The organism is Enterobacter sp. RIT637, assembly GCF_019718755.1.
Lineage (GTDB): Bacteria > Pseudomonadota > Gammaproteobacteria > Enterobacterales > Enterobacteriaceae > Enterobacter.
The window spans coordinates 14,714-39,116 of sequence record NZ_JAIHAZ010000005.1 but is presented as its reverse complement, the minus strand read 5'-3'; the positions used below and the strand labels follow the sequence as shown (position 1 = coordinate 39,116).

General features: G+C 54.9%; 22 protein-coding genes. 12 read left to right on the top strand and 10 right to left on the bottom strand.

All coding sequences use genetic code 11. From position 1 onward, the window contains the following. Window positions 1-5: 5 nt before the first annotated feature. Together aaeA and aaeX are read right to left on the bottom strand one after the other, a co-directional pair. Window positions 6-938, bottom strand: coding sequence for a p-hydroxybenzoic acid efflux pump subunit AaeA (gene aaeA / locus K5E19_RS10105; protein WP_221551091.1), 933 nt, complete (start codon window positions 936-938; stop codon window positions 6-8). 7 nt (window positions 939-945) lie between these two features. Next, entirely contained in the window at window positions 946-1,149 is a 204-nt protein-coding gene (gene aaeX / locus K5E19_RS10100; protein WP_003860416.1) for a p-hydroxybenzoic acid efflux pump operon protein AaeX, read from the bottom strand. Window positions 1,150-1,329: 180 nt separating this feature from the next. Here aaeX and aaeR point away from each other — a divergent pair, with 180 nt between their 5' ends. Together aaeR and K5E19_RS10090 are read left to right on the top strand one after the other, a co-directional pair. Next, window positions 1,330-2,256 (top strand): HTH-type transcriptional activator AaeR, encoded by a 927-nt coding sequence (aaeR, locus tag K5E19_RS10095; protein ID WP_042715199.1) that lies wholly within the window; start codon window positions 1,330-1,332, stop codon window positions 2,254-2,256. Between the two features lie 219 nt (window positions 2,257-2,475). Continuing rightward, a complete protein-coding gene (locus K5E19_RS10090) occupies window positions 2,476-3,090 on the top strand; it encodes a YagU family protein (RefSeq protein WP_221551089.1) in 615 nt (204 codons plus the stop codon). A gap of 45 nt (window positions 3,091-3,135) precedes the next feature. Here the strand turns inward: K5E19_RS10090 and tldD are convergent, their stop codons facing one another. The 8 genes from tldD to csrD form a co-directional block, all read right to left on the bottom strand. Continuing rightward, window positions 3,136-4,581, bottom strand: a complete 1,446-nt coding sequence (gene tldD, locus K5E19_RS10085) for a metalloprotease TldD (protein ID WP_108416109.1) — start codon at window positions 4,579-4,581, stop codon at window positions 3,136-3,138. Between the two features lie 84 nt (window positions 4,582-4,665). Then, on the bottom strand, window positions 4,666-8,466 hold the full coding sequence (gene yhdP, locus K5E19_RS10080; RefSeq protein WP_221551087.1) for an AsmA2 domain-containing protein YhdP: 3,801 nt from the start codon (window positions 8,464-8,466) through the stop codon (window positions 4,666-4,668). 42 nt (window positions 8,467-8,508) lie between these two features. After that, window positions 8,509-9,978, bottom strand: a complete 1,470-nt coding sequence (gene rng, locus K5E19_RS10075) for a ribonuclease G (RefSeq protein ID WP_010436156.1) — start codon at window positions 9,976-9,978, stop codon at window positions 8,509-8,511. Next, window positions 9,968-10,561: a nucleoside triphosphate pyrophosphatase gene (locus K5E19_RS10070; RefSeq protein ID WP_221551085.1), complete on the bottom strand. Its 594-nt coding sequence runs from the start codon at window positions 10,559-10,561 to the stop codon at window positions 9,968-9,970. Before K5E19_RS10070 ends, rng begins: the two co-directional genes overlap by 11 nt. Window positions 10,562-10,570: 9 nt before the next feature. Next, window positions 10,571-11,059: a rod shape-determining protein MreD gene (mreD, locus tag K5E19_RS10065; RefSeq protein ID WP_010436160.1), complete on the bottom strand. Its 489-nt coding sequence runs from the start codon at window positions 11,057-11,059 to the stop codon at window positions 10,571-10,573. Beyond that, window positions 11,059-12,063 (bottom strand): rod shape-determining protein MreC, encoded by a 1,005-nt coding sequence (gene mreC / locus K5E19_RS10060; RefSeq protein ID WP_010436162.1) that lies wholly within the window; start codon window positions 12,061-12,063, stop codon window positions 11,059-11,061. Before mreC ends, mreD begins: the two co-directional genes overlap by 1 nt. 61 nt (window positions 12,064-12,124) lie before the next feature. After that, a complete protein-coding gene (mreB, locus tag K5E19_RS10055; protein WP_000913396.1) occupies window positions 12,125-13,168 on the bottom strand; it encodes a rod shape-determining protein MreB in 1,044 nt (347 codons plus the stop codon). A gap of 281 nt (window positions 13,169-13,449) precedes the next feature. Continuing rightward, complete coding sequence (gene csrD / locus K5E19_RS10050) at window positions 13,450-15,390, bottom strand: RNase E specificity factor CsrD (protein ID WP_221551083.1); 1,941 nt, start codon at window positions 15,388-15,390, stop codon at window positions 13,450-13,452. 185 nt (window positions 15,391-15,575) lie between these two features. Here csrD and K5E19_RS10045 point away from each other — a divergent pair, with 185 nt between their 5' ends. From K5E19_RS10045 to K5E19_RS10000, 10 genes are all read left to right on the top strand, one after another. Beyond that, a complete protein-coding gene (locus K5E19_RS10045; RefSeq protein ID WP_221551081.1) occupies window positions 15,576-16,550 on the top strand; it encodes an MDR family oxidoreductase in 975 nt (324 codons plus the stop codon). A 77-nt stretch (window positions 16,551-16,627) separates the two neighbouring features. Beyond that, a complete protein-coding gene (msrP, locus tag K5E19_RS10040; RefSeq protein WP_221551079.1) occupies window positions 16,628-17,629 on the top strand; it encodes a protein-methionine-sulfoxide reductase catalytic subunit MsrP in 1,002 nt (333 codons plus the stop codon). After that, on the top strand, window positions 17,630-18,229 hold the full coding sequence (msrQ, locus tag K5E19_RS10035; RefSeq protein ID WP_221551078.1) for a protein-methionine-sulfoxide reductase heme-binding subunit MsrQ: 600 nt from the start codon (window positions 17,630-17,632) through the stop codon (window positions 18,227-18,229). A gap of 233 nt (window positions 18,230-18,462) precedes the next feature. Next, the gene (gene aroQ, locus K5E19_RS10030; RefSeq protein WP_108416103.1) at window positions 18,463-18,915 is read left to right on the top strand and encodes a type II 3-dehydroquinate dehydratase; all 453 of its coding nucleotides are present in this window, start codon (window positions 18,463-18,465) and stop codon (window positions 18,913-18,915) included. A gap of 21 nt (window positions 18,916-18,936) precedes the next feature. Continuing rightward, on the top strand, window positions 18,937-19,398 hold the full coding sequence (gene accB / locus K5E19_RS10025) for an acetyl-CoA carboxylase biotin carboxyl carrier protein (RefSeq protein WP_010436174.1): 462 nt from the start codon (window positions 18,937-18,939) through the stop codon (window positions 19,396-19,398). 10 nt (window positions 19,399-19,408) lie between these two features. After that, window positions 19,409-20,758: an acetyl-CoA carboxylase biotin carboxylase subunit gene (gene accC / locus K5E19_RS10020; RefSeq protein WP_010436177.1), complete on the top strand. Its 1,350-nt coding sequence runs from the start codon at window positions 19,409-19,411 to the stop codon at window positions 20,756-20,758. Window positions 20,759-20,866: 108 nt separating this feature from the next. Beyond that, the gene (locus K5E19_RS10015) at window positions 20,867-21,109 is read left to right on the top strand and encodes a YhdT family protein (protein WP_006178860.1); all 243 of its coding nucleotides are present in this window, start codon (window positions 20,867-20,869) and stop codon (window positions 21,107-21,109) included. Further along, complete coding sequence (panF, locus tag K5E19_RS10010) at window positions 21,099-22,550, top strand: sodium/pantothenate symporter (RefSeq protein WP_221551233.1); 1,452 nt, start codon at window positions 21,099-21,101, stop codon at window positions 22,548-22,550. Before K5E19_RS10015 ends, panF begins: the two co-directional genes overlap by 11 nt. Before the next feature lie 11 nt (window positions 22,551-22,561). Continuing rightward, window positions 22,562-23,443: a 50S ribosomal protein L11 methyltransferase gene (gene prmA, locus K5E19_RS10005; protein WP_089598437.1), complete on the top strand. Its 882-nt coding sequence runs from the start codon at window positions 22,562-22,564 to the stop codon at window positions 23,441-23,443. 137 nt (window positions 23,444-23,580) lie between these two features. Continuing rightward, window positions 23,581-24,321: a carbonic anhydrase gene (locus K5E19_RS10000; protein WP_221551076.1), complete on the top strand. Its 741-nt coding sequence runs from the start codon at window positions 23,581-23,583 to the stop codon at window positions 24,319-24,321. The last annotated feature ends 82 nt before the right edge of the window (window positions 24,322-24,403 follow it).

The window sequence follows — 24,403 nt, the reverse complement described above, 5'->3', positions numbered from 1 at the left end:
AGCGATTAACCAAACTCGCGCAGGCGGTGGGCGATTTTACGGAAAATGGAGTCCTGGCTGGCATCGCGGTCTTTTTCCCCGGTGATGACCACCGTTGCCGTGGTGCCCGCAGGCCACAGGTTCCCCTGCTGCTCATCCAGATGGATACGTACCGGCACGCGCTGCGCCAGACGGACCCATTCCAGGTTGGAATCTACCGTCGCCATCCCTTTGGTATCGTTCGAGCTGCTGGAGTTAGTGACCCCTGCCGCGACGCTATCAACAGTCCCTTTAAACACACGATTGCTGCCGAGCGGCGTGATCTCCGCGCGATACCCCGGGCGAACGCCTTCCAGCTTGGTCTCTTCCATATAGGCGAGCACGTAGAAGGAGTGCTGTTTAACCAGCGCCACGGCGGTAGAGCCACGGGTAATAAATTCCCCGGCATAGACGTTCAGGTTGGTCACCCAGCCATCGGACGGCGCGCGAATCACCGTACGATCAAGATCGAGCCTGGCCAGATCGCGCGTCGCCTCAGCTTTCGCCAGCTGGTGCAGAACGGTTTGCAGCACGTTGTTAGACTGGTCAATTTCTTCGCGAGACATCGCCTGCACGCCCAGCTGGTTACGACGTCCGGCTTCACGGCGTTTTTCTGCAGCCAGAGCCTTGTAATACGCCACGTCGGCTTCCGCTTCTTCTAACGCTTTTTGATAGCGAGGTTGGTCAATGGTGAACAGAACCTGATCTTTTTTCACCAGTTGGTTATCGTGGACGTTAACCGCCGTGATAAGCCCGGCCACATCGGGGGCAATCGCCACCACATCGGCGCTGAAGCGCGCATCGCGCGTCCACGGTGATTCAGTGTAATAAACCCAGGCGCGGAAAATGGCGATAAACGCCAGAACGACCAGCGCCATGGTGATGGCAGTGCGGGAGACTTTTCTTATTAGCGTTTTCACATCAACCTCAGACAAACATGCGCGATATCAGATAGAACAGGCAGCAATACAGCGCGGTATTGAACAATGCAGGGTGCCAGACGAAATCGTAGATCCCGGTAGGGACCAGCACCTTGCGCACCAGCCAGAAGATCGCCAGTGATAAAAGAAGCTCGAAAAATATCGGTGGGAACGACAGACCGAACACCACGATTACAGGAAACAGACTCATGTTGACCTTGATAAGAGAGAGTGCAGGCTTCAGATTTTTTTTAGCGCACGCCATCGCAGGAGAGCAAGAAACGCCGGGCGAGAATGGCGCAGCCGTTATGTAATTAATAATATATTAACGTAACTGTTATGCTGTTATCTATAATATGTGATCTAAATCACTTTTAAGCCAGAGTGAACAATGGAACGTTTAAAACGCATGTCCGTCTTCGCCAAAGTGGTGGAGCTCGGCTCATTTACCGCCGCTGCGCGTCAATTGCAGATGAGTGTCTCTTCCATCAGCCAGACGGTGTCAAAACTGGAAGATGAACTGCAGGTAAAGCTGCTTAACCGCAGTACCCGCAGCATTGGCCTGACGGAAGCGGGTAAAATTTATTACCAGGGCTGCCGTCGAATGATGCATGAAGTGCAGGATGTGCACGAACAGCTCTACGCCTTCAATAACACCCCCATCGGTACGCTGCGCATTGGGTGTTCTTCAACTATGGCACAAAATGTTCTCGCTGCCATGACGGCGGAAATGCTGAAAGAGTATCCGGGTTTAACGGTAAATCTGGTGACGGGTATCCCCGCGCCGGACCTGATCGCCGACGGATTAGATGTGGTGATCCGCGTCGGGGCGTTACAGGATTCGAGCCTCTTTTCGCGTCGGCTGGGGAGCATGCCGATGGTGGTCTGCGCCTCAAAAAGCTATCTGGCTCAGTACGGCGTTCCGGAGAAGCCTGCCGATCTTAGCAACCACTCCTGGCTGGAATACAGCGTACGCCCGGATAACGAATTCGAACTGATTGCCCCGGAAGGGATCTCCACCAAACTGCTGCCGGAAGGCCGGTTCGTCACCAACGATCCGATGACCATCTCCCGCTGGCTGGTGGCCGGTGCCGGGATCGCTTACGTGCCGCTAATGTGGGTGATCAATGAGATCAACAGCGGCGTACTGGAGATCCTCTTCCCGCGCTACCAGTCCGATCCACGTCCGGTCTACGCTCTGTATACCGAGAAGGACAAACTCCCTCTCAAAGTACAGGTGTGTATTAACTACCTGACCGAGTATTTTGTCGAAGTGGCGGAGCTGTTTCAGGGGATGCGCGGAAGGAGAAAGGAGTAATAAAATAAACGCCATAATAATATTTGGCATGAATATTTCCCTGATAGTACACACATTCATTCAGGAATATTCCCGCCCTCCTCTCAGGAATGGCTAATTGACACTCCCGCCGCCCGCCATTTACCTTATAAGCAGTCTGCCCATCAGACTGTTATATGTTTGTTACCAACATGAATAATAAAATGTATTTCGCAGGATGACGTTAAACAAGGAAAAGAAATGAATATATTCGAACAAACACCGCCTTCACGCAGGCGCTATGGACTCGCCGCGTTCATTGGTTTGATTGCCGGGATTGTCTCCGCGTTTGTCAAATGGGGAGCCGAGGTGCCGCTTCCGCCACGCAGCCCGACTGATTTATTTACCGGCGCATGCGGGCCAGAGCAATTATTACGGGCAGCAGGTCAGATTGACTGTTCCCGCAATTTTTTAAACCCACCTTATGTTTTTTTACGCGACTGGCTGGGCGTCGTCGATCCTAACGCGGCGGTTTATACCTTTGCCGGGCATATATTTAACTGGGTCGGCGTAACACATATTATTTTCTCAATCGTGTTCGCCGTAGGTTATTGCGTAGTTGCTGAAGTCTTCCCAAAAATTAAACTCTGGCAGGGTTTGCTGGCGGGTGCGTTAGCTCAGCTTTTTGTTCATATGATCTCCTTCCCGCTGATGGGGCTGACGCCACCGCTGTTTGAGCTGCCGTGGTATGAACACGTGTCAGAGATCGTCGGCCATCTGGTCTGGTTCTGGTCGATCGAAATCATTCGTCGTGATTTGCGTAATCGCATCACTCACGAGCCGGATCCGGAGATACCGCTGGGTAACTTACGTTAAAAAAAAGGCGCTACATCAGTAGCGCCTTTTTTATGCAGGGTCAGGTCAGGCTGTGCCGCCCACCGTCAGATTGTCCACTTTCAGCGTTGGCTGGCCCACGCCAACCGGCAGGCTCTGACCCTCTTTACCGCAGACGCCCACGCCGTTATCCAGTTTCAGATCGTTACCGACCATGGAGATCTGCTGCATGGCTTCAATACCGGAGCCAATCAGCGTCGCGCCTTTCACCGCTTTGGTCACTTTGCCTTTCTCGATCAGATACGCTTCTGACGTGGAGAAAACAAACTTGCCGGAGGTGATGTCCACCTGGCCGCCGCCAAAGTTTGGCGCGAAGATCCCGTAATCAACGGATTCGATAATCTCCTGCGGCGTGGACTGGCCCGGCAGCATATAGGTGTTGGTCATGCGCGGCATCGGCAGGTGTGCATAGGATTCACGACGGCCGTTACCCGTCGGCGCAACGCCCATCAGGCGCGCGTTGAGTTTGTCCTGCATGTAGCCTTTCAGCACGCCGTTTTCAATCAGCACGTTGTACTGGCCTGGCGTCCCTTCGTCGTCGATAGAAATCGAACCGCGACGATCGAGCATGGTGCCATCATCCACGACGGTGCACAGTTCAGAGGAGACGAGCTGCCCAATCTGACCGCTGAATACGGATGTCCCGCGACGGTTAAAGTCGCCTTCCAGACCGTGGCCCACCGCCTCGTGCAACAGCACGCCCGGCCAGCCAGCGCCCAGAACGACCGGGAATGACCCTGCGGGAGCCGCCACGGCGGAGAGATTCACCATCGCCATACGCACGGCTTCTTTTGCCCACGCGTCAGCACGCGCTTCACCGTCGACGTCGCCAAGGAACCAGTCATAACCAAAACGACCGCCGCCGCCGCTTGAGCCACGCTCACGCTTGCCGTCGTCTTCAACCTGCACACTAATCGAGAGACGCACCAGCGGACGCACATCAGCGGCCAGGGTTCCGTCGGTCGCTGCCACCAGAATCAGTTCATAGACACCGCTCAGGCTGGCAGACACTTCCTGCACGCGTTTGTCCGCAGCGCGCGCCACTTTATCCACGCGACGCAGGATATCCAGCTTCTCTTCGCGGCTCATGCTCTGCAGCGGGTCAATGCTGGTGTACAGCGCAGCGTGCTGCACTTCGCCCAGCGTTTTTACGCGGCCATCACCCGTGTCGCGCACGATAGTACGCGCGGCCTGCGCGCTCTGCTCCAGGGCAGCCAGGCTAATCTGATCGGCATAGGCAAAACCGGTTTTTTCGCCGCTAACGGCACGCACGCCGACGCCTTGGTCGATGTTATAAGAACCATCTTTAATGATGCTGTCTTCTAAAACCCAGGATTCGTGATAGCTCGACTGGAAATAGAGATCGCCGTAGTCGAGACGGCGTTCGGTCAGTTGACCAAGAATGGAGAACAGGTCCTGATGGCTCAGGCCGTTCGCTGCGAGCAAATGTTCACTTACCAGGTTCAGACTCATCGTATTGCTACTCGTTCGTTGCCGCCCGTGGCGGTATAAAGATCGTATTTATTGAGAGTGAGGCAATTACCTGCCCACGTCAAATCATTGCTGTGCATCTTTGCGCGGCTGGCGCAGTACCTCATTAATCTGCGGTTTATCGATCGGACCGGTAATGCGGTAACGCAGAATGGAGACCTTGCTCCACAGTGGCCCCAGCACTTTACTGGCGGCAAAGACAGCCGCACCGACAATCGGATTCACCACAAAGGCTGCCGCAACGCCGACGGTTGCGGAGATTTCCGGTGCCACGACGGCTTCCATATCCAGCTCCCGCCGCACGAGGTTCACCGAGCCTTTCATGGCGATGTCGGCTTCCAGTCCATCCACCAGCGTATCGTCGGTGTGCATTACACCGTCTTTGATCCACGCCGTACTGCGGATAGAGTCGTAATAGAAGCCTTCGTTGAAGGTATCGCTAAAATCGAAGCGCAGCTTGCGCAGCAGCGCGTCGAAGCTCAGCAGGCGCAGGATCTGTCCGGCATGGCCGGTGCTGACGTCCGCGATTTCTCCTTTGCCAAAATAGGTTTTCAGGATACCGCTAAGCGAGGCGACATCGGGCGTCCACGGTGCCGCGCGCCAGTGCAGATCGTAGTTAAGATTGAACGACGAGCCGCGAAGCGGTGTACCCAGACCAAGGAAGTTGGCTGCCGCATCCAGTTTTTCGCCCTTGAGGACACCTTTTAACGAAGTGCGCTCTTCGCCCGGTTTATTCACCCAAACGCCGTCCATCGTCAGACGGCTAAATCCGGTATCAATCAGGCCGCCGGACAGGCTCAGCGTGTTGTTCTGGATAGCAAAATCGCCATCGATACGGCCATATTTTTGCCCCCACAACCAGCATTCAGCACAGCGTAGCTGGAGATCGGGCCAGCCGCTGAAATCCACACGCGAAGTGCCGCTGAACGGTGAAGCGCCTGTCGGCGTCTCTTTAGACGCTGCAGTTGCTGGATTGTAATAGAGATAACGGATCGCGGCCTGCCATGGCGCGTTATCACGCATGGTCAAGGTACCGTTAATTTCCCGGCCCTGAGCCTCAACTTTCGAGCCGTTAGCGGTGGGCTGAGAGACAATGCTCAGGTTGTTCCACTGCTGTCCACCCAGCGTCAATACAGGCGTTCGCACGGTGATAGCCTGCGGGAACTGCGCTGTATTATCTACGTTTTGGCCCACGCCTTTCTGGAACAATGCGAGCCACTCAGCACCATCCATCGCCGGTAGGTTCAGCTCGACACCGGGCTGTTCCGGCAGAGGCGGCGTCGAGCGACTGTCTGTCGTCCAGATGGCTCTGTCGAGCGTAAGCTTGCGGTTAAGCAGCCAACGGCTATTGAAATGGTTCGTTCCGCCCGCACTGCCGGTCAGGTCGAAGCTGTTCAGGTTACCGTCAACCTTGACCTTCATCGGCAGAGGCTGCCCGGCTTTTTTATCCAGAGGAGCTGGCAACTGGCTGTTGATATTTTTCAGGTCGCCAGTGATGTCCACGGTATACCGCGCCCCCGCGTGGTAAGGCAGATCGATGGCGACGTTACCCTTCCAGGAAACCGCACCGTTGACCGACTCCGCAATAGGCTTCGGCAAGACATCCATTCCGGAGGGCTGCCAGTTCGCGTCCATATTGACGGCCACCTGATACGCTTTGTCGCCCTCGGTGGTCGAGAAATCGATATTGATCGGCTGATTGAACCACGTGGCCTTAAGCGGTTCGCTCTTGAGATTGCCGTTCACGAAGCTGAACGCTCCGCTGAGATTCTTCAGCGTACTTTCGAGTGGTTTGATATAGAGGCTGTTGTTGTTGAGATGCACGTCGCCCCTGGCGGTGGTCATCTTGCCATCCAGCGGAATATCCAGATGTAAGCGAGCATTCACATCGCCATCGAGCTGGAGCTGCTCAAGGGTTGCTGCCAGCGATTCTTTCAATGGCGTCTCTTCGAAATAAGGGCCAACCGCTTTCCCCGGCCCGTTGATATCCGCATCAATGAGCAGTTTCTCTTTCGAGTAGTCCGGGATATTTGCCGTCAGATTGCTGGCCGTCACGCCCCCCAGCGCAACGCTGTCTGACTTCATCCACAATCCGTCATTGAGGAAGTTGAGTTCAATATCCAGATTTTTCAGCGCAGGCCAACCCGGCTGGAAGGCGAAGGTGGCGTTGTGCAGCGGCACCAGCACCTGGAACTGGCCTTCATTATGCTTGTAAGGGAACAAATGCGGGTTACCGCCATAGGCCAGCGTGGCGTTGTCCGCCTGACCACCCTGGATCGCGCCGCTCAGGTAATCCACGAGCGCTTTGCCCATCAGGTTCTCCGGGAAGTAGCGCCAGGCCTGCGAGCCGTCGTTAGTGCTGATCCCCGCAAGGATACCCAGCCACGGCTCATCGCCTTCGGGCTTCAGATAGCGGAAATCCCCGCGCGCATGTACTGCTTTGGCTTTGACATCAATATCGCGCCCATCAAGCTGAAAACCTTTGTCATTTTTAAGCCAGCTCAGCGTGGCGTTGCCCTGTTCGATTTCCAGCGGAGCGCGGAAGACGGTTTCATACGGCATTTTGGCGTCGTGCATATCGACCGTCAGCCTGCCGTTTTCCACGCTGCCTTCCAGTTTGCCGCTGAAGTGTTCTGCGCCTGGCAGTAGTTTCCACTGCTTCCACGCCAGGTCTTTCCACGTGGCCTGGAAGCGGGTTTTTTCCGTCGCCTGAAGCGGGATATCCAACCCCAGGGCGTCGATCTTCCCGCTCGGCTGCGTGGCCAGCCAGATCTCACCAAGGTCAGGCGAGAGTTTTGCCGCCATGGAGCGCAGCCCTTCGATGGCGGTCAGATCCAGATTGCTGGCTCGAATACGTAGTTCGTCACTGCGTTTGCTGCTTGCCCCGCCGACATCCTGCTCCGGCATCCAGGCCAGCGTCAGCGCACCGCGTGGCCACGGCTTGTTGTCCATGGTGATGCGCGTATCGGGAATAGCAAACTGCCAGCCTTCTTTCTCCTGAGTCACGTGCGCAGTGAGGTTATCCACGGAAAGCTGATGCTGCTGGTTCTCCGCTTTCCAGCTCGCGCCCCCCTGCTTCAGCCAGATGTCGCCGCTGGCGAATTCCCCATTTGTCAGCGTCATCCAGCCTTCAAGGCTGAAACGGGCCGTTTCCAGCTGCATGTTTTGCTGCAGCCAGTCACCCAGCCAGGGTTTCACATCCACATCGTCGGCCTGCAGCCATACCTTCCCGTTGTTCAGTAGCCCATTGTCGTCACGCAGATCCATACGCACCTGCATCACGCCATGCTGCCCATTCAGGCTGGAGAGATTTACCTGTCCTTCAGCACGATGACGGTCTTTACCATTCAGCCAGGTCAGCTGTGGGATCGCCAGCTCGGCACGCTGCCCCGAAAGGGTAATAAAGCTCACTTCACTGTCGCGAAGATCAAAGTGATCGAACTGGCGCAGGAAGAGATCGCTGATGCGGCTGGTTTCCAGTCCCCGATCGCCGTCGCCGCTTCGCAGCGGGGTATTGGTCCGAAACTGGAGTTGCCAGAAGGTGAGATCGCGAAACTGCCAGCGCAGATGCAACAGGCTTTGCCAGACATCCAGCGCCAGGGTCACGCGTTTAATTTTCAGATGGCCGCCGTCTTGCAGGCTGGCATTGATATCCCGCGCATCGAGCGTTGGACCGAAATTCTGCCAGCTCGCACTGATCTGGCTTACGTCCACCGGCACGCCGGTGGCGGATTCAATTTTCGCCAGCACCTGCGGGCGCCAGCTATCCAGATGCGGCAGAACGAGGCGTAGCCCGCTCACGAGCAACGCGACAATCACGACCAGCGTTGCCCCTGTAAGCAGTAAAATCCCCGGCAATCGCCTCACGCATCTCTCCTTGTCAGCTTTGGTCTCGCAGCGAACTGCGGTTTACATCATTACGACGTCAAACTGCTCCTGGTTATAGAGCGGTTCGATTTGTACTTTTACCTGCTTGCCGACAAAAATTTCCACCTCCGCCAGCGCGTGCGACTCTTCGCCCTTCAGCGCTTCCGCCACCGCAGGGGAAGCATAGACCAGAAAACGATCTGAGTCGTAGGCATGATGGACACGGACTATCTCTCGCATGATCTCATAGCAGACGGTCTCAACCGTCTTTACCGTACCGCGTCCGTGGCAGGTTGGACATTCGTTACACAGCACATGTTCCACGCTTTCGCGGGTCCGTTTCCGGGTCATTTCCACCAGACCCAGTTGAGAGAAGCCGTTGATGCTGGTTTTCACGCGATCTTTACTCAGCGCCTGCTCAAGCGAGTGCAGCACGCGACGGCGATGGTCTTCATTACTCATATCAATAAAGTCGATGATGATAATGCCGCCCAGATTGCGCAGACGAAGCTGGCGAGCAATGGCCTGCGTGGCTTCGATATTGGTATTGAAGATGGTGTCATCCAGATTGCGATGGCCGACAAACGCCCCGGTGTTGATATCCACGGTCGTCATCGCTTCGGTCTGATCGATGATCAGATAGCCGCCGGATTTCAGCTCGACCTTACGCTCCAGCGCGCGCTGGATTTCGTTTTCGACATCATAGAGATCGAAGATCGGCTGGCGGCCTGAGTAGTGCTCCAGCAGGCCAGGCATCTCCGGGATGTACTCGGCGGTAAATTCCAGCAGCGCTTCATACGTCAGGCGCGAGTCCACGCGGATGCGGTCAAGCTGCGCGTCGGCGAAATCACGCAGAACGCGCTGCGCGAGCGCGAGCTCGCCGTACAGCTGATAGCGGGTCTGGTTGCGTTTTTTACGCTCCATCACTTTGGTCCAGACGCGCTTGAGGTAGGCCGCATCGGAGGCCAGGTCTTCTTCGCTGATCCCTTCCGCGGCGGTACGGATGATGAACCCGCCCTGTTCATCGCAGTAGGCGCTGACCACTTTCTTCAGACGCTCGCGTTCGGTTTCGCTCTCAATACGCTGGGAAACCCCCACGTGCGACGCCCCCGGCATAAAGACCAGGTAACGGGAAGGTAACGTGATGTCGGTGGTCAGACGGGCGCCTTTGGTACCCAGGGGATCTTTCACCACCTGCACCATCAGATCCTGTCCCTGACGCACCAGCTCGGAGATGTCGCGGACGGCAAACTGTTTTTGCTCTTCACCTGCTACACACTCGGTGTGCGGCATGATGTCGGAAGCATGAAGAAATGCCGCCTTATCGAGCCCAATATCTACAAAAGCCGCCTGCATACCCGGTAGTACACGACTGACACGACCTTTGTAGATATTGCCTACGATTCCGCGTCGCGCTTCACGCTCAATATGAATTTCCTGAAGAATGCCACCATCAATGTAGGCCACACGGGTTTCCGAGGGCGTTACGTTTACCAACAATTCAGCCGTCATAATTATCCCTTCCCTCACGCAGTGAGTTAAAATTGCTCAGCAACTCATACGTTTCCACCAGCGGTAAGCCGACTACGGCGTGATAGCTGCCATTAATCTTCCTGACAAAACAGCCACCCAACCCTTGAATACCGTATGCACCTGCTTTATCCATCGGTTCACCGCTGGCAATGTAAGCGGCGATCTCGTCGTCGGTAAGCACTCTGAACGTCACGTCCGTCACGACCAGGAAATCCAGCACGTTTTGGCTGTCCGCCAGCGCAACGGCCGTCATCACCTGATGCGTTTGCCCGGACATTTTACGTAGCATTCGCGCTGCATGGTCAGCGTCATGCGGTTTCTCCAGCACTTCACCGTTAAGGATAACGATGGTATCCGCCCCCAGCACCGGAAGGTCACGCGGCGTTTGCGCCACGCCGGCCTGCGCTTTTTCACGTGCCAGACGGGAAACATACTGCTGAGCGCTTTCACCCTCAGCACGTTTCTCTTCAATACCCGTAACGATACGTTCAAAGGAGATGCCCAACTGAGTGAGCAACTCCTGACGACGCGGAGAACCAGAGGCAAGATAGATAGACGTCATAGAAACCTTTTACTGCACGGCAAACTGCTGGCGAATTTTACGCATCAGCAGGAACAGCCATGGCCAGAGCACACCGTTTACTACACTACTCCAGAACACTTCCGGTCGGAAAGAGACGTTGATCACTAAAAACTCTGCCCAGAAAACAACGATATCCGCAGCAAGTGACAGCAACATCACCACCAGCGCCTGTTGCCAGAGCGCGAGGTTACGAAAGAGCTGGAATTTGAGTGCGACGAGGTACGCAATAATGCTCATGGATAACGCGCGTACGCCAAGCGTAGAGCCACTAATGAGATCCAGTATGGCACCCATCACAAAACCTGTGCCCACATTTACGCGGTGCGGCAGGGCGAGGATCCAGTAAAGCAAAATGAGCAATACCCAGTTTGGCCGGAAGACGAGGATGTCGTCCGGCCAGGGCATGATTTGCAGCAACAATGCGATAAGAAATGAGAGCCAGATAACCCAGCGTCCCTGGCTACGATAACTTGCCACTACTGCCCTCCACCCGAGACTTGAGGTGGCGGTGGCGGCTGCGTTAATCCCGTAGCAGGAGCCGGTACAGGCGCAGGCGGCCCCATCGCGTCAGGCGCAGGGAGAACCTGAGGCATCATCTGCATCAGACGCTCATTCGCCACACGATGCACATCTTCAGGCGTCATCGGATTGGCGCCGTTACGATCCGCTCCCCACAGCAGCAGCAGGTAACGCAGGCGCTGTAAACCGGCGGTCGGACGCGCCTGGATGACGGTATACGCACGTTGCGTATCCAGCTTCACCGAAGAGACCACCGCAACCGGATAACCTTCAGGGAAGCGTCCGCCAAGACCTGACGTCACCAGCACGTCACCCACACGGATGTCCGTGTTGGCAGGCAGATGCTCAAGTTGCAGATCGTCCGTACAGCCGTTACCGGCCGCAATCACGCGAATGTCGTTACGCAGAACCTGGATCGGCAGCGCATGCGTGGCATCGCAAATCAGCAGCACGCGGCTGGTCAGTTTGGCAACCGCCACAACCTGACCCACAACGCCTTTATCACTGATAACAGGCTGGCCTTCATACACCCCGTTGACGCTACCTTTGTCGATTACGACCTGATCGCTGTAAGGATCGTTGACGGTAGAGATCACCTGGGTGACCATTTTCTGCTCATCCTGACGCAGCGGCGAGCCGAGCAGTTCACGCAGACGCGCGTTTTCCTGCTTGTACTGTCCCAGCATCAGCAGTTCGCTGTTTTTCAGCAGCAGTTCCTGACGTAATGCCCGGTTTTCGAGTTCGAGTTGGTCGCGCGAAGACAGCGTTTGAGAAACGGAGTCGAGCAGTTCACGGGGACCATTTGAAACAAAGTAGAAAGGACTGACGGCGGTATCCATGTACGTTCTTATCTGGCTGAACGTACCGAGGCGGCTATCGGCAATAATGACCCCAAGCGCAACCAGAACCGCCAGGATAAGGCGAAACTGTAGCGATGGGCCACGGCTAAAAATTGGCTTCATAGGCTATGCGTATTCTCGCGTCAGAGAGAAAGGGTAGCAATGCGCTACCCTTTCACAATGACTACTCTTCGCTGAACAAGTCGCCGCCGTGCATGTCGATCATTTCCAGCGCCTTGCCACCACCACGGGCGACGCAAGTCAGTGGATCTTCTGCAACTACGACAGGAATTCCTGTCTCTTCCATTAACAGGCGGTCGAGGTTACGCAGCAGCGCACCACCACCGGTCAGAACCATACCGCGCTCGGAGATATCGGACGCCAGCTCTGGCGGGCACTGTTCCAGCGCAACCATTACCGCGCTCACAATACCGGTCAGCGGCTCTTGCAGCGCTTCCAGGATTTCGTTGGAGTTCAGGGTAAAGCCGCGTGGAACGCCTTCAGCCAGGTTACGTCCGCGAACTTCGATCTCACGCACTTCATCACCCGGGTACGCAGAGCCGATTTCGTGTTTGATACGCTCTGCGGTGGCTTCACCGATCAGAGAGCCGTAGTTACGGCGCACGTAATTAATGATGGCTTCGTCAAAACGGTCACCACCGATACGCACGGAAGAGGAGTACACCACGCCGTTCAGGGAGATAACGGCCACTTCAGTAGTACCACCACCGATATCCACCACCATAGAACCGGTCGCTTCGGAAACAGGCAGACCCGCACCGATTGCCGCAGCCATTGGCTCTTCAATCAGGAACACTTCACGTGCACCGGCACCCTGTGCGGATTCACGGATTGCGCGACGCTCAACCTGGGTTGCGCCAACCGGCACACACACCAGCACACGCGGGCTTGGACGCATGAAGCTATTGCTGTGAACCTGCTTGATGAAGTGCTGAAGCATTTTTTCAGTCACGAAGAAGTCAGCGATAACGCCGTCCTTCATTGGGCGGATTGCGGCAATGTTGCCAGGGGTACGACCCAGCATCTGCTTCGCGTCATGACCCACTGCGGCCACGCTTTTTGGCGAGCCAGCACGATCCTGACGAATGGCCACAACAGAAGGCTCATTCAATACGATGCCTTGTCCTTTTACATAAATAAGGGTATTCGCGGTACCCAGGTCAATGGACAGGTCATTGGAAAACATGCCACGAAATTTTTTCAACATACTAAGGGATAATCCTGAAAGCTGGGGCGGAAAACAAAATCCGCTTACTTTACCAACCACACGCAGCAGCGACAAGGCGCAAAAATCATCTGCAGCGGTGAAAATTTGTGCAGTACGTTTCCTTTGTTACAAATGCATCCCCGGATTCCCTCAGGGCTGAGTAAACAGCAGCGTCCCTCATGTTCATTTGTAACCCGTTACAGGTCGTTCACTGGCGTTTTGCTCGTCATACTCAAAGCTACAGGCGCGATATTCTACGTGAAAACAAATTAAACGGCAGGTCAAACAGAGTATCTTTGCAAATATTTTTTCACATTGGTGTCAAGCGGCTGAGAGGCAGCAAAAAAATCCCCCTGACCACCTGTTACACCGCGCTCTGTCAACATCTGCCATTCACTCCGTGAACGCACGCCTGCGGCAAATACCTGTGTTTGCGTTCCTTTGCATGCTTCCACCAGACTCTGTACCAGCAGCTGGTTTTCCGTGCGCTTTTCGATATTCCTTACCAGACCTGGATGTAATTTTAATAACTCAACATCCAGTTCCTTGATCCAACGGGTACTGACCAGCGTTAAACCGGCCTGCGTGACCGCTACTCGCGCACCCAACGCGTTGATCAATCGTACCACCGGGCGCAACCGGCTGATGTGTTGACCTACATCCGCCTCAGCAAGTTCAAAAATAATGCGTTTGCGTTGCGATTTTTCGCATTGCATTAATGTATCGCGCAACCAGCGTTGAAAACGCGGGCGTATTAACGACTCTACGGTAACCTGTAATGCCAGGTTTTCTTCCGGCCAAAACGATAAAAACGGAATCAACCGGGTTATCTGCTGACGGTCATACTCTTCGGATAATCCAAATTGCAGCACCATCGGCAGGTATTCAGCAGAAATAACCTCTTCCGAGCCGTCAAAAATACGGCACATCAACTCGCGGTGGTGCACATTGCCATTTTTCAGGACCGCCGGTTTTTGATAGATCCGTGGCCCGCCACGACTGAGCATTTGCTCAATCAAAGTACGCCAGCGCACGTTTCCGCGTCCTTTCTCCGGCAGCGAGTCGTCGTAGACCGCCCATCCGTTCGCACCCTGTAACACGGCGTTGCGGGTAGCGGCTTCCGCATGCTCCATCACCTGCTCAGTCGATTGCCCACCACGCCAGGCACAGATCCCCATATGTACCATATCGTCTCTGTCGAGCATTTTGCTTTGCGGCAGCGAGTCGACGGCTTTCAGAAGCTGGCTGGCGATACTTTCCGCCTCTTTCAACGTGCGGTGCGGCAGTAACACGGCAAAGTCGCTCCGGTGATAACGTGCCAGTAGCGCCCCCGGGTAGCGCATGATAAAAGTAGACAGGAGATTGATCAGCGTAAAGAGGTTCTCTTCCGCCACACGCTGTCCCCAGGTGTCGCGCAGCAGATCGAAATCAGGCAAGCGGACCATCATGACTACGCCGTGGGTACCCACCTTTTCGGAGTCATCCAACAATGTCGCCAGCTGATTATCAAAAAAGAGACGGTTATTCAGACCGGTTTTATTGTCCTGTGCCGCGTAAGAGCGAATTAGCGTGTCCATGCGGCTACGCTGGTCGCTGGCGAACTGGATTTCTGAGAGCAACACATCGAGTGCGCTACTGGTGCGCGTCGGCCATTCATAGACCGAGCCCCGCACCTGCGGGCCACGCTCGCCGTTCAGGATCCTTACGGAGCGTGTTTCAAGCAATTCTTGTCCGGCAAGCTGACGGCGCAACCAACGAACCGCCAGAAAAATAAGCAGCACGATAAAAGCAACAGCAATGGTGAGAGGCGCGGTGGTCATCAACGAGTGAAAATAGTTGGCCATCGGATCCTGATAGACCATGCGAATGGTCATACCCGGATGTTTAAGCGAATCAACCGTGACGACCCGATACTGACTGACCGTACCGGCTGGACGGTAGCTCCCCCGCCGGGTGTGACTGAAAACTGTCTGCTTTCCCTGATCGATGTCTACCCGAACAATATCAACCGGCACCATCAGTTCATCCAGCTCTGGCGACAGTGCCGGGAGTGAAGTCGTAATCAAACGCGTATCAATAACCGATGCAACCGACTCAACCCGATTAATCAGCTTGTCCTGGATGGCATTATAAAAACTCAAGGAGCAGCCAATCAGGGTGACAAATATCGTTAACCCCGTTAGCAGGGTGATAAAAGCCGAGAACTTCGTCGTTAATCGCATCCTTGAGATTACTCCGTGGGTTGATGGGGTAGCGAGTAAGCGCTAACTTGCATTTGAGATGCGGCATACTACCAAATCGGGTGTATCTGGCAATTTATTGCGTTAAATCGGCATAGCGTTGCACTGAGCGAGTATAGTCTTCAGACGTTATTTTCCAATCATCTTAATCGTAATGGGGACCCTGTATGCAGGCTTTGATCTTAGAACAGCAGGACGGTAAAACGCTTGCCTCGGTGCAAGCCATTGAAGAGAGCCGACTGCCCGAAGGCGAAGTAACCGTCGATATCGACTGGTCCAGTTTAAATTACAAAGATGCACTGGCAATTACCGGTAAGGGTAAAATCATCCGAAATTTCCCGATGGTGCCAGGGATCGATTTTGCGGGCCGTGTGCATACCAGCGAAGATCCTCGCTTCCATGCGGGTCAGCAAGTACTGCTCACGGGCTGGGGTGTGGGTGAAAATCACTGGGGCGGGCTGGCCTCACAGGCTCGCGTGAAAGGTGACTGGCTGGTACCGCTGCCAAAAGGTTTGGATGGTCGCAAAGCGATGATCATCGGTACCGCAGGGTTTACCGCCATGCTGTGCGTGATGGCGCTGGAAGATGCCGGTATTCGTCCGGAGTCCGGTGAGATTGTCGTGACCGGTGCCAGCGGTGGCGTGGGCAGCACGGCGGTGACGCTGCTGCACAAGCTGGGGTATCAGGTTGCTGCTGTGTCCGGCCGCGAAAGCACCCATGACTATCTGCGTCAGCTCGGTGCCAACCGCATTCTTGGCCGCGAAGAGTTTGCCGAAACCCGCCCGCTGGAAAAACAGGTTTGGGCAGGTGCAGTGGATACCGTCGGTGACAAAGTCCTGGCGAAAGTGCTGGCGCAGATGAACTACGGCGGCTGCGTGGCGGCCTGTGGCCTGGCGGGCGGTTTTGCCCTGCCAACCACCGTGATGCCATTCATTCTGCGTAACGTCCGCCTGCAGGGTGTGGATTCCGTGATGACTCCGTCAGCCCGTCGCGCAGAAGCCTGGGAACGTCTGGTGCGCGACCTGCCAGAATCATTCTATACCCAGAGCGCCACCGAGATTACACTCAGCCAGGCACCTGAATATGCCAGTAAAATCATGGACAACCAGTTCCACGGTCGTGCGCTGGTGAAAATTGCCTAATCTTCAATTTTTCGTGACATATTCGCGCTAACGCTTCTCCTCCGTCATGCTTAGAAAAACGCATGACGGAGGATGCCATGAAAAACCGAAAACTGACGGAAGCCGACGTAACGTCAGAATCTGTCTTTATGTTACAGCGCCGCCAGATCCTGAAAATGCTTGGCATCAGCGCCACCGCGCTAACCCTTACGCCTGCGGCTCATGCCGATCTACTCGACTGGTTTAAAGGCAACGATCGTCCTAAAGCCCCTTCCGGTGCCCCGCTCACCTTTACGAAACCGGCCGAATGGCAAAACAAACTGACGCTCACGCCGGAAGATAAAGTTACCGGCTATAACAACTTCTACGAATTTGGTCTGGATAAGGCCGATCCTGCCGCCAATGCAGGCAGCATGAAAACCGATCCGTGGACCCTGACAATCGACGGCGAGGTAGCAAAGCCCCTGACGCTGGATCATCACGACCTCACCACGCGTTTCCCGCTCGAAGAGCGTATCTATCGGATGCGCTGCGTGGAAGCCTGGTCGATGGTGGTGCCCTGGGTGGGCTTCCCGCTGCACAAGCTGCTGGCCATGGTTGAACCCACCAGCAATGCGAAGTACGTCGCCTTCCAGACGCGCTACGCCCCGGACGAGATGCCAGGCCAGAAGGATCGGTTTATCGGCGGCGGGCTTGAGTATCCTTATGTTGAGGGTTTACGCCTCGACGAAGCCATGCATCCGCTCACCTTGCTGACCGTTGGGGTTTACGGCAAAGCACTTCCGCCGCAAAACGGTGCGCCCATCCGCCTGACCGTACCGTGGAAATACGGTTTTAAGGGGATTAAATCGATCGTCAGCATTAAGCTTACCCGCGAACGTCCGCCGACCACCTGGAACCTGGCGGCACCCGGTGAATACGGCTTTTTTGCCAACGTGAACCCCCATGTTGATCATCCGCGCTGGTCGCAGGCCACCGAGCGGTTTATCGGCTCTGGCGGCGCATTGGATGTGAAGCGTCAGCCTACGCTGCTGTTCAACGGCTACGCGGATGAAGTGGCCTCGCTCTATCGCGGGCTGAACTTAAGGGAGAACTTCTGAGTGCGTTTAACCATTAAGCACATAACCTGGCTCAAAGTGCTATTGCACCTGGCCGGGTTGCTTCCTTTTATCTGGCTATTCTGGGCGGTCAGTCACGGCGCATTCAGCGCCGATCCAGCGAAAGATATTCAACATTTTACTGGTAGGATGGCTCTGAAATTTTTAATGGCAACCTTGCTGATATCGCCGCTGGCACGCTACGCTAAACAGCCACTTTTGATACGCACCCGTCGGCTGCTGGGGTTATGGTGTTTTGCCTGGGCGACGCTGCACCTCACCAGCTACGCGCTTCTGGAGTTGGGCATTAATAATCTGGCACTGTTAGGCCGCGAACTGGTTACGCGCCCGTATTTGACGCTGGGTATCGTCAGCTGGCTGGTATTGCTGGCATTAGCGCTGACCTCCACGCAATATGCCCAGCGAAAACTGGGCAGGCGCTGGCAACTTCTGCATAACTTCGTCTATCTTGTCGCGATCCTCGCCCCCGTCCACTACCTGTGGTCAGTGAAGATTTTATCACCGCAGCCAGTCATCTATGCCCTGCTGGCACTGGCGCTTTTAGCGTGGCGTTACAAGAAGTTCCGCCAGTGGTTGCGATAGTTCGCGAAACTGTGCGTTTTCCCGCAGATTACTTATCGACCGTGAATCTTTTTCCGATAGCGGTTGATAATCTTCCCTGATAAGACCAGTATTTAGCTGCCAAATGCTACGAAATCGTTATAATGTGCGACTTTGGTTTTCCTGATGGAGTTTTCAGACTCTGATTAGGTGACAATCGCGCATTGAAGGTATATTTTGTTTTTTACCGGAAATTCGCAGGAGATAGCGGCACAATGGCGGATAAATTCCAGATCTTAGTTTTGAACGGACCGAACCTTAACATGCTCGGCACCCGTGAGCCAGAGAAGTACGGCACGCTAACATTGAGTGAAATTGTTAACCGTCTGATGACGGAAGCAGCTTCGTTGAATGTCGATTTGGACCATTTTCAGTCAAATGCGGAGTACGCAATCATCGACCGTATTCATCAGGCTAAAGACAATGTGGACTATATCCTGATCAATCCGGCCGCGTTTACGCACACCAGTGTAGCTATTCGCGACGCACTGCTCGCGGTGAGTATCCCGTTTATCGAGATCCACCTGAGTAACGTGCACGCCCGAGAGCCGTTCCGCCACCATTCCTATCTGTCAGATATCGCTGCTGGCGTGATCTGTGGTCTGGGTGCAGACGGTTATTCATACGCTTTACAGACAGCGGTAAAACGCTTGTCACAATCAAACTAAACAAGAGTACGGAACCCACTCATGGATATTCGTAAGATTAAAAAACTGATCGAGCTGGTTGAAGAATCAGGCATCTCCGAACTGGAAATTTCTGAAGGCGAAGAGTCTGTACGCATCAGCCGTGCAGCCCCAGCCGCTAGCTTCCCGGTAATGCAGCAAGCTTATGCTGCGCCAGTGCAGCAGCCTGCGCTTTCCGCAGCCGTTGCGCCAGCCGCAGAAGCCGCACCTGCAGCAGCTGCAGAAATCAGTGGTCACATCGTACGTTCCCCAATGGTTGGTACTTTCTACCGCACCCCGAGCCCGGACGCGAAGGCGTTCATCGAAGTGGGTCAGAAAGTCAACGTAGGCGATACCCTGTGCATCGTTGAAGCGATGAAAATGATGAACCAGATCGAAGCTGACAAGTCAGGTACTGTGAAAGCGATTCTGGTCGAAAGTGGTCAGCCGGTAGAATTTGACGAGCCGCTGGTCGTCATCGAGTAACGAGGCGAACATGCTGGATAAAATTGTTATCGCCAACCGTGGCGAGATTGCACTGCGTATTCTTCGTGCCTGTAAAGAACTGGGCATCAAGACCGTGGCCGTGCACTCAAGCGCGGATCGCGATTTAAAACACGTATTGCTGGCGGATGAGACGGTCTGTATTGGCCCGGCTCCGTCCGTAAAAAGCTATCTGAACATCCCGGCTATCATCAGCGCCGCTGAAATCACCGGCGCGGTGGCAATTCATCCGGGTTACGGCTTCCTCTCTGAGAACGCCAACTTTGCTGAGCAGGTTGAACGCTCTGGCTTTATCTTCATCGGCCCGAAAGCCGACACCATCCGCCTGATGGGCGACAAAGTGTCTGCAATCACCGCCATGAAAAAAGCCGGTGTTCCAACCGTACCAGGCTCTGACGGCCCTCTGACCGACGACATGGATGCTAACCGTGCTCATGCTAAACGCATTGGCTACCCGGTTATCATCAAGGCGTCCGGCGGCGGCGGCGGTCGCGGTATGCGCGTTGTGCGCAGCGATGCTGAACTGGCGCAGTCCATCTCCATGACCAAAGCAGAAGCGAAAGCCGCTTTCAGCAATGACATGGTGTACATGGAAAAGTACCTGGAAAACCCACGCCACATCGAAATTCAGGTGCTGGCTGACGGTCAGGGTAACGCCATCTATCTGGCAGAACGTGACTGCTCCATGCAGCGTCGTCACCAGAAAGTGGTCGAAGAAGCGCCAGCACCGGGCATTACCCCGGAACTGCGTCGCTACATCGGCGAGCGTTGCTCCAAAGCGTGTGTCGATATCGGCTATCGCGGTGCGGGTACCTTTGAGTTCCTGTTCGAAAACGGCGAGTTCTATTTCATCGAAATGAACACCCGTATTCAGGTTGAACACCCTGTGACAGAAATGATCACCGGCGTTGACCTGATTAAAGAACAGCTGCGTATCGCAGCTGGTCAGCCTCTGTCCATCAAACAGGAAGAAGTTGTGGTGAAAGGCCATGCGGTGGAATGCCGTATCAACGCCGAAGACCCGAATACCTTCCTGCCAAGCCCGGGTAAAATCACGCGTTTCCACGCGCCGGGTGGCTTTGGTGTGCGTTGGGAGTCTCATATCTACGCCGGTTACACCGTACCGCCGTACTATGACTCAATGATCGGCAAGCTTATCTGCTACGGCGAAAACCGTGACGTGGCGATTGCCCGCATGAAGAACGCCCTGCAGGAGCTGATCATCGACGGTATCAAAACCAACGTCGATCTGCAGATGCGCATCATGAGCGACGAGCACTTCCAGAATGGTGGGACTAACATCCACTATCTTGAGAAGAAACTCGGTCTGCACGAGAAGTAAGACTGCAGCAACGCGAAAAGGCCGGATTATCCGGCCTTTTTTATTTCTGGGGATAGCCAGGCCCCATCATGTACAATCCCCGCTTTCTTCATCCACAAGGGACATTAAATGGACAAGCGTTTTGTTCAGGCCCATAAAGAAGCGCGCTGGGCGCTGTGGCTGACCCTTCTCTATCTTGCTGCCTGGTTAGTAACTGCTTACTTACCTGACTCCGCTATTGGCATCACCGGCCTGCCGCACTGGTTTGAAATGGCCTGTCTGCTGGTACCGCTGGTCTTTATCCTGCTGTGCTGGGCGATGGTGAAATTCATTTATCGTGATATTCCGCTGGAGGACGATGATGCAGCTTGAAGTCATTCTGCCGCTTATCGCGTACTTGTTAGTGGTGTTTGGTTTGTCCGTTTACGCCATGCGGAAACGCACGACGGGCAGCTTCCTGAACGAGTATTTCCTCGGTAGCCGCTCGATGGGCGGCGTCGTGCTGGCCATGACGCTGACCGCAACCTACATCAGCGCCAGTTCATTTATCGGTGGACCCGGTGCCGCCTATAAATACGGGTTAGGCTGGGTACTACTGGCAATGATCCAGCTTCCTGCCATCTGGCTCTCGCTGGGCATACTGGGCAAAAAATTTGCCATTCTGGCGCGCCGTTACAATGCCGTGACGCTCAACGATATGCTTTTTGCACGTTACCAGAGCCGTTTACTGGTGTGGCTGGCCAGCTTAAGCCTGCTGGTGGCCTTTATTGGCGCGATGACGGTACAGTTTATCGGCGGAGCACGGCTGCTGGAAACGGCTGCGGGGATCCCCTACGAGACAGGTCTGATCGTCTTCGGGGTAAGCATTGCGCTGTATACCGCGTTTGGCGGATTCCGCGCCAGCGTGCTGAACGATACGCTGCAGGGAATGGTCATGCTCATTGGTACGATCGTTCTGCTGGCGGGGATAGTTCATGCGGCTGGCGGGCTAAGTCATGCCGTGGAAACTCTGGAAGCGATTGACCCGAAACTGGTTTCACCGCAGGGCGCGGATGACATCCTTTCCCCAACATTTATGACCTCATTCTGGGTATTAGTGTGCTTCGGGGTTATCGGTCTGCCGCATACGGCTGTGCGCTGTATCTCTTATAAAGACAGCAAAGCCGTGCACCGGGGTATCATTATCGGCACTATCGTTGTCGCGATCCTGATGTTTGGTATGCACCTGGCGGGCGCATTAGGACGCGCGGTGCTCCCCGATCTCACCGTGCCGGATCTGGTGATCCCAACGCTGATGGTCAAAGTGCTTCCGCCGTTCGCTGCCGGGATTTTCCTTGCCGCACCGATGGCCGCCATTATGTCGACAATCAACGCTCAACTGCTGCAAAGTTCCGCTACGATCATTAAAGATCTCTATCTGAACCTGCGTCCTGAGCAGGCAGAGAATGAGCGACGCCTGAAGCGCATGTCAGCCGTTATTACGCTGGTGTTAGGTGCACTGATGCTGTTAGCCGCATGGCGTCCGCCGGAGATGATCATCTGGCTGAACCTGCTCGCGTTTGGCGGCCTGGAAGCCGTCTTCCTTTGGCCGCTGGTGTTAGGGCTCTACTGGGAGCGTGCAAACGCGGCGGGCGCACTGAGCGCCATGATTGTCGGCGGCGTGCTTTACGCCGTACTCGCAACGTTTAAAATTCAGTACCTGGGCTTCCATCCGATTGTGCCTTCGTTACTGCTAAGTTTACTGGCGTTTGTGGTGGGGAACCGTTTCGGTCAGCCCGTTCCACAACCCGCTATGATTTCTACTGATAAATAAAGAGTTTTGCCATGCCGTGGATCCAACTAAAACTGAACACAACCGGCGCTAACGCCGAGGAACTGAGCGATGCGCTGATGGAGGCCGGTTCGGTCTCAATCACCTTCCAGGACACGCATGACACGCCGGTCTTTGAGCCGCTGCCGGGCGAAACCCGCCTGTGGGGTGATACCGACGTTATCGGCCTGTTCGATGCGGAAACCGATATGAAAGAGGTGGTTGCCCTTCTGGAAAACCATCCGCTGCTGGGCGCAGGCTTTGTGCATAAAATCGAACAGCTGGAAGACAAAGACTGGGAACGCGAGTGGATGGATAACTTCCACCCGATGCAGTTCGGTAAGCGTCTGTGGATTTGCCCAAGCTGGCGCGACGTGCCGGACGCGAATGCGGTCAACGTGATGCTCGATCCGGGCCTGGCGTTTGGGACCGGCACCCATCCCACCACCTCACTCTGTTTGCAGTGGCTGGACGGGCTGGATCTGGAAGGCAAGACGGTGATCGACTTCGGCTGCGGTTCCGGGATCCTCGCGATTGCTGCCCTGAAACTGGGTGCGGCAAAAGCCATCGGGATCGATATCGATCCACAGGCGATTCAGGCCAGCCGCGATAATGCCGAGCGTAACGGCGTTTCCGATCGTCTGGAGCTGTATCTGCCTGATGCTCAACCTGAGGCCATGAAAGCCGACGTGGTAGTGGCAAACATCCTGGCTGGCCCATTACGTGAACTTGCACCGTTAATCAGCGTGCTGCCCGTTGAGGGGGGTCTGCTGGGACTTTCTGGTATTCTGGCAAGCCAGGCTGACAGCGTCTGTGAAGCCTATGCCGATCTCTTCGCGCTCGACCCGGTGGTTGAGAAAGAAGAGTGGTGCCGCATTACCGGCCGTAAAAAATAAGCCTTCGGCGTGGTCCTCTGACCACGCCTTTTCTCCTGTGATATTTCTCCCGCCTTCTGCCTGTCTCCGCTAAAATAACCACACAAATCATGCGTATAAATGCTGGTTTGAATAATAAAATTCATAGGAAGAATATAATGAAACACGTTTATGGCAAGGCAGCGCTGCTGGCGCTGAGCATGGTCTCGGCTTCCGCTATCGCATCACACTGGAGCTATCAAGGAGAAGGCGCACCGGAGCACTGGGGCGAGCTGGACGAGGCGTACAAGACCTGTAAAAGCGGGATGAACCAGTCTCCCATTAACATTGATTCCACCGCGAAAGCACATCTCTCCCCGCTGGAAACGCACTATATTGACGGTCCCGTTACGCTGACAAACAACGGACACACTATTCAGGCCGTTGAAAAGGCGGACACCCGCGACAGCATCACTCTCGATAATCAAACCTGGACCTTACAGCAGTTCCACTTCCATGCCCCGAGTGAAAACACGGTGCACGGTAAGTCGTTCGCAATGGAGATGCACCTGGTGCATAAAAACGAGAAGGGTGAACTGGTGGTGGTTGCCGTGATGTTTGATAAAGGCGCTGCTAACGCTGAGCTGGATAAACTCTGGGGCGTGATGCCGGGCCAGGTTGACCAGAACGTCAGCATCAAGCCAAACCTCGACATGAACCAACTGCTGCCAAAAGATAAGACGTACTGGCGCTTTAGCGGGTCACTCACTACCCCACCGTGCTCTGAGGGCGTCACCTGGATTGTGCTTAAACATCCGCTGACCGTCTCAGCAGAACAGTTGGGTAAATTCACTCATACCATGCACCATGATAATAACCGTCCGGTACAACCCCTTCATGGTCGTGTCGTCTTTGAATAATGTGCATTTTTCGCGCTGAGATGATGTTCTAAAATGCGATGTAGATCGCAAAGATGCGGGATAATCTGCTGCTAAAAACAGC

Excerpts from the sequence above, each read along its gene's own strand:
- aaeX (WP_003860416.1), bottom strand. The coding sequence starts at position 1,149 with ATGAGTCTGTTTCCTGTAATCGTGGTGTTCGGTCTGTCGTTCCCACCG.
- aaeR (WP_042715199.1), top strand. The coding sequence starts at position 1,330 with ATGGAACGTTTAAAACGCATGTCCGTCTTCGCCAAAGTGGTGGAGCTC.
- K5E19_RS10090 (WP_221551089.1), top strand. The coding sequence starts at position 2,476 with ATGAATATATTCGAACAAACACCGCCTTCACGCAGGCGCTATGGACTC.
- tldD (WP_108416109.1), bottom strand. The coding sequence starts at position 4,581 with ATGAGTCTGAACCTGGTAAGTGAACATTTGCTCGCAGCGAACGGCCTG.
- rng (WP_010436156.1), bottom strand. The coding sequence starts at position 9,978 with ATGACGGCTGAATTGTTGGTAAACGTAACGCCCTCGGAAACCCGTGTG.
- K5E19_RS10070 (WP_221551085.1), bottom strand. The coding sequence starts at position 10,561 with ATGACGTCTATCTATCTTGCCTCTGGTTCTCCGCGTCGTCAGGAGTTG.
- mreC (WP_010436162.1), bottom strand. The coding sequence starts at position 12,063 with ATGAAGCCAATTTTTAGCCGTGGCCCATCGCTACAGTTTCGCCTTATC.
- mreB (WP_000913396.1), bottom strand. The coding sequence starts at position 13,168 with ATGTTGAAAAAATTTCGTGGCATGTTTTCCAATGACCTGTCCATTGAC.
- csrD (WP_221551083.1), bottom strand. The coding sequence starts at position 15,390 with ATGCGATTAACGACGAAGTTCTCGGCTTTTATCACCCTGCTAACGGGG.
- K5E19_RS10045 (WP_221551081.1), top strand. The coding sequence starts at position 15,576 with ATGCAGGCTTTGATCTTAGAACAGCAGGACGGTAAAACGCTTGCCTCG.
- msrP (WP_221551079.1), top strand. The coding sequence starts at position 16,628 with ATGAAAAACCGAAAACTGACGGAAGCCGACGTAACGTCAGAATCTGTC.
- aroQ (WP_108416103.1), top strand. The coding sequence starts at position 18,463 with ATGGCGGATAAATTCCAGATCTTAGTTTTGAACGGACCGAACCTTAAC.
- accB (WP_010436174.1), top strand. The coding sequence starts at position 18,937 with ATGGATATTCGTAAGATTAAAAAACTGATCGAGCTGGTTGAAGAATCA.
- accC (WP_010436177.1), top strand. The coding sequence starts at position 19,409 with ATGCTGGATAAAATTGTTATCGCCAACCGTGGCGAGATTGCACTGCGT.
- K5E19_RS10015 (WP_006178860.1), top strand. The coding sequence starts at position 20,867 with ATGGACAAGCGTTTTGTTCAGGCCCATAAAGAAGCGCGCTGGGCGCTG.
- panF (WP_221551233.1), top strand. The coding sequence starts at position 21,099 with ATGCAGCTTGAAGTCATTCTGCCGCTTATCGCGTACTTGTTAGTGGTG.
- prmA (WP_089598437.1), top strand. The coding sequence starts at position 22,562 with ATGCCGTGGATCCAACTAAAACTGAACACAACCGGCGCTAACGCCGAG.
- K5E19_RS10000 (WP_221551076.1), top strand. The coding sequence starts at position 23,581 with ATGAAACACGTTTATGGCAAGGCAGCGCTGCTGGCGCTGAGCATGGTC.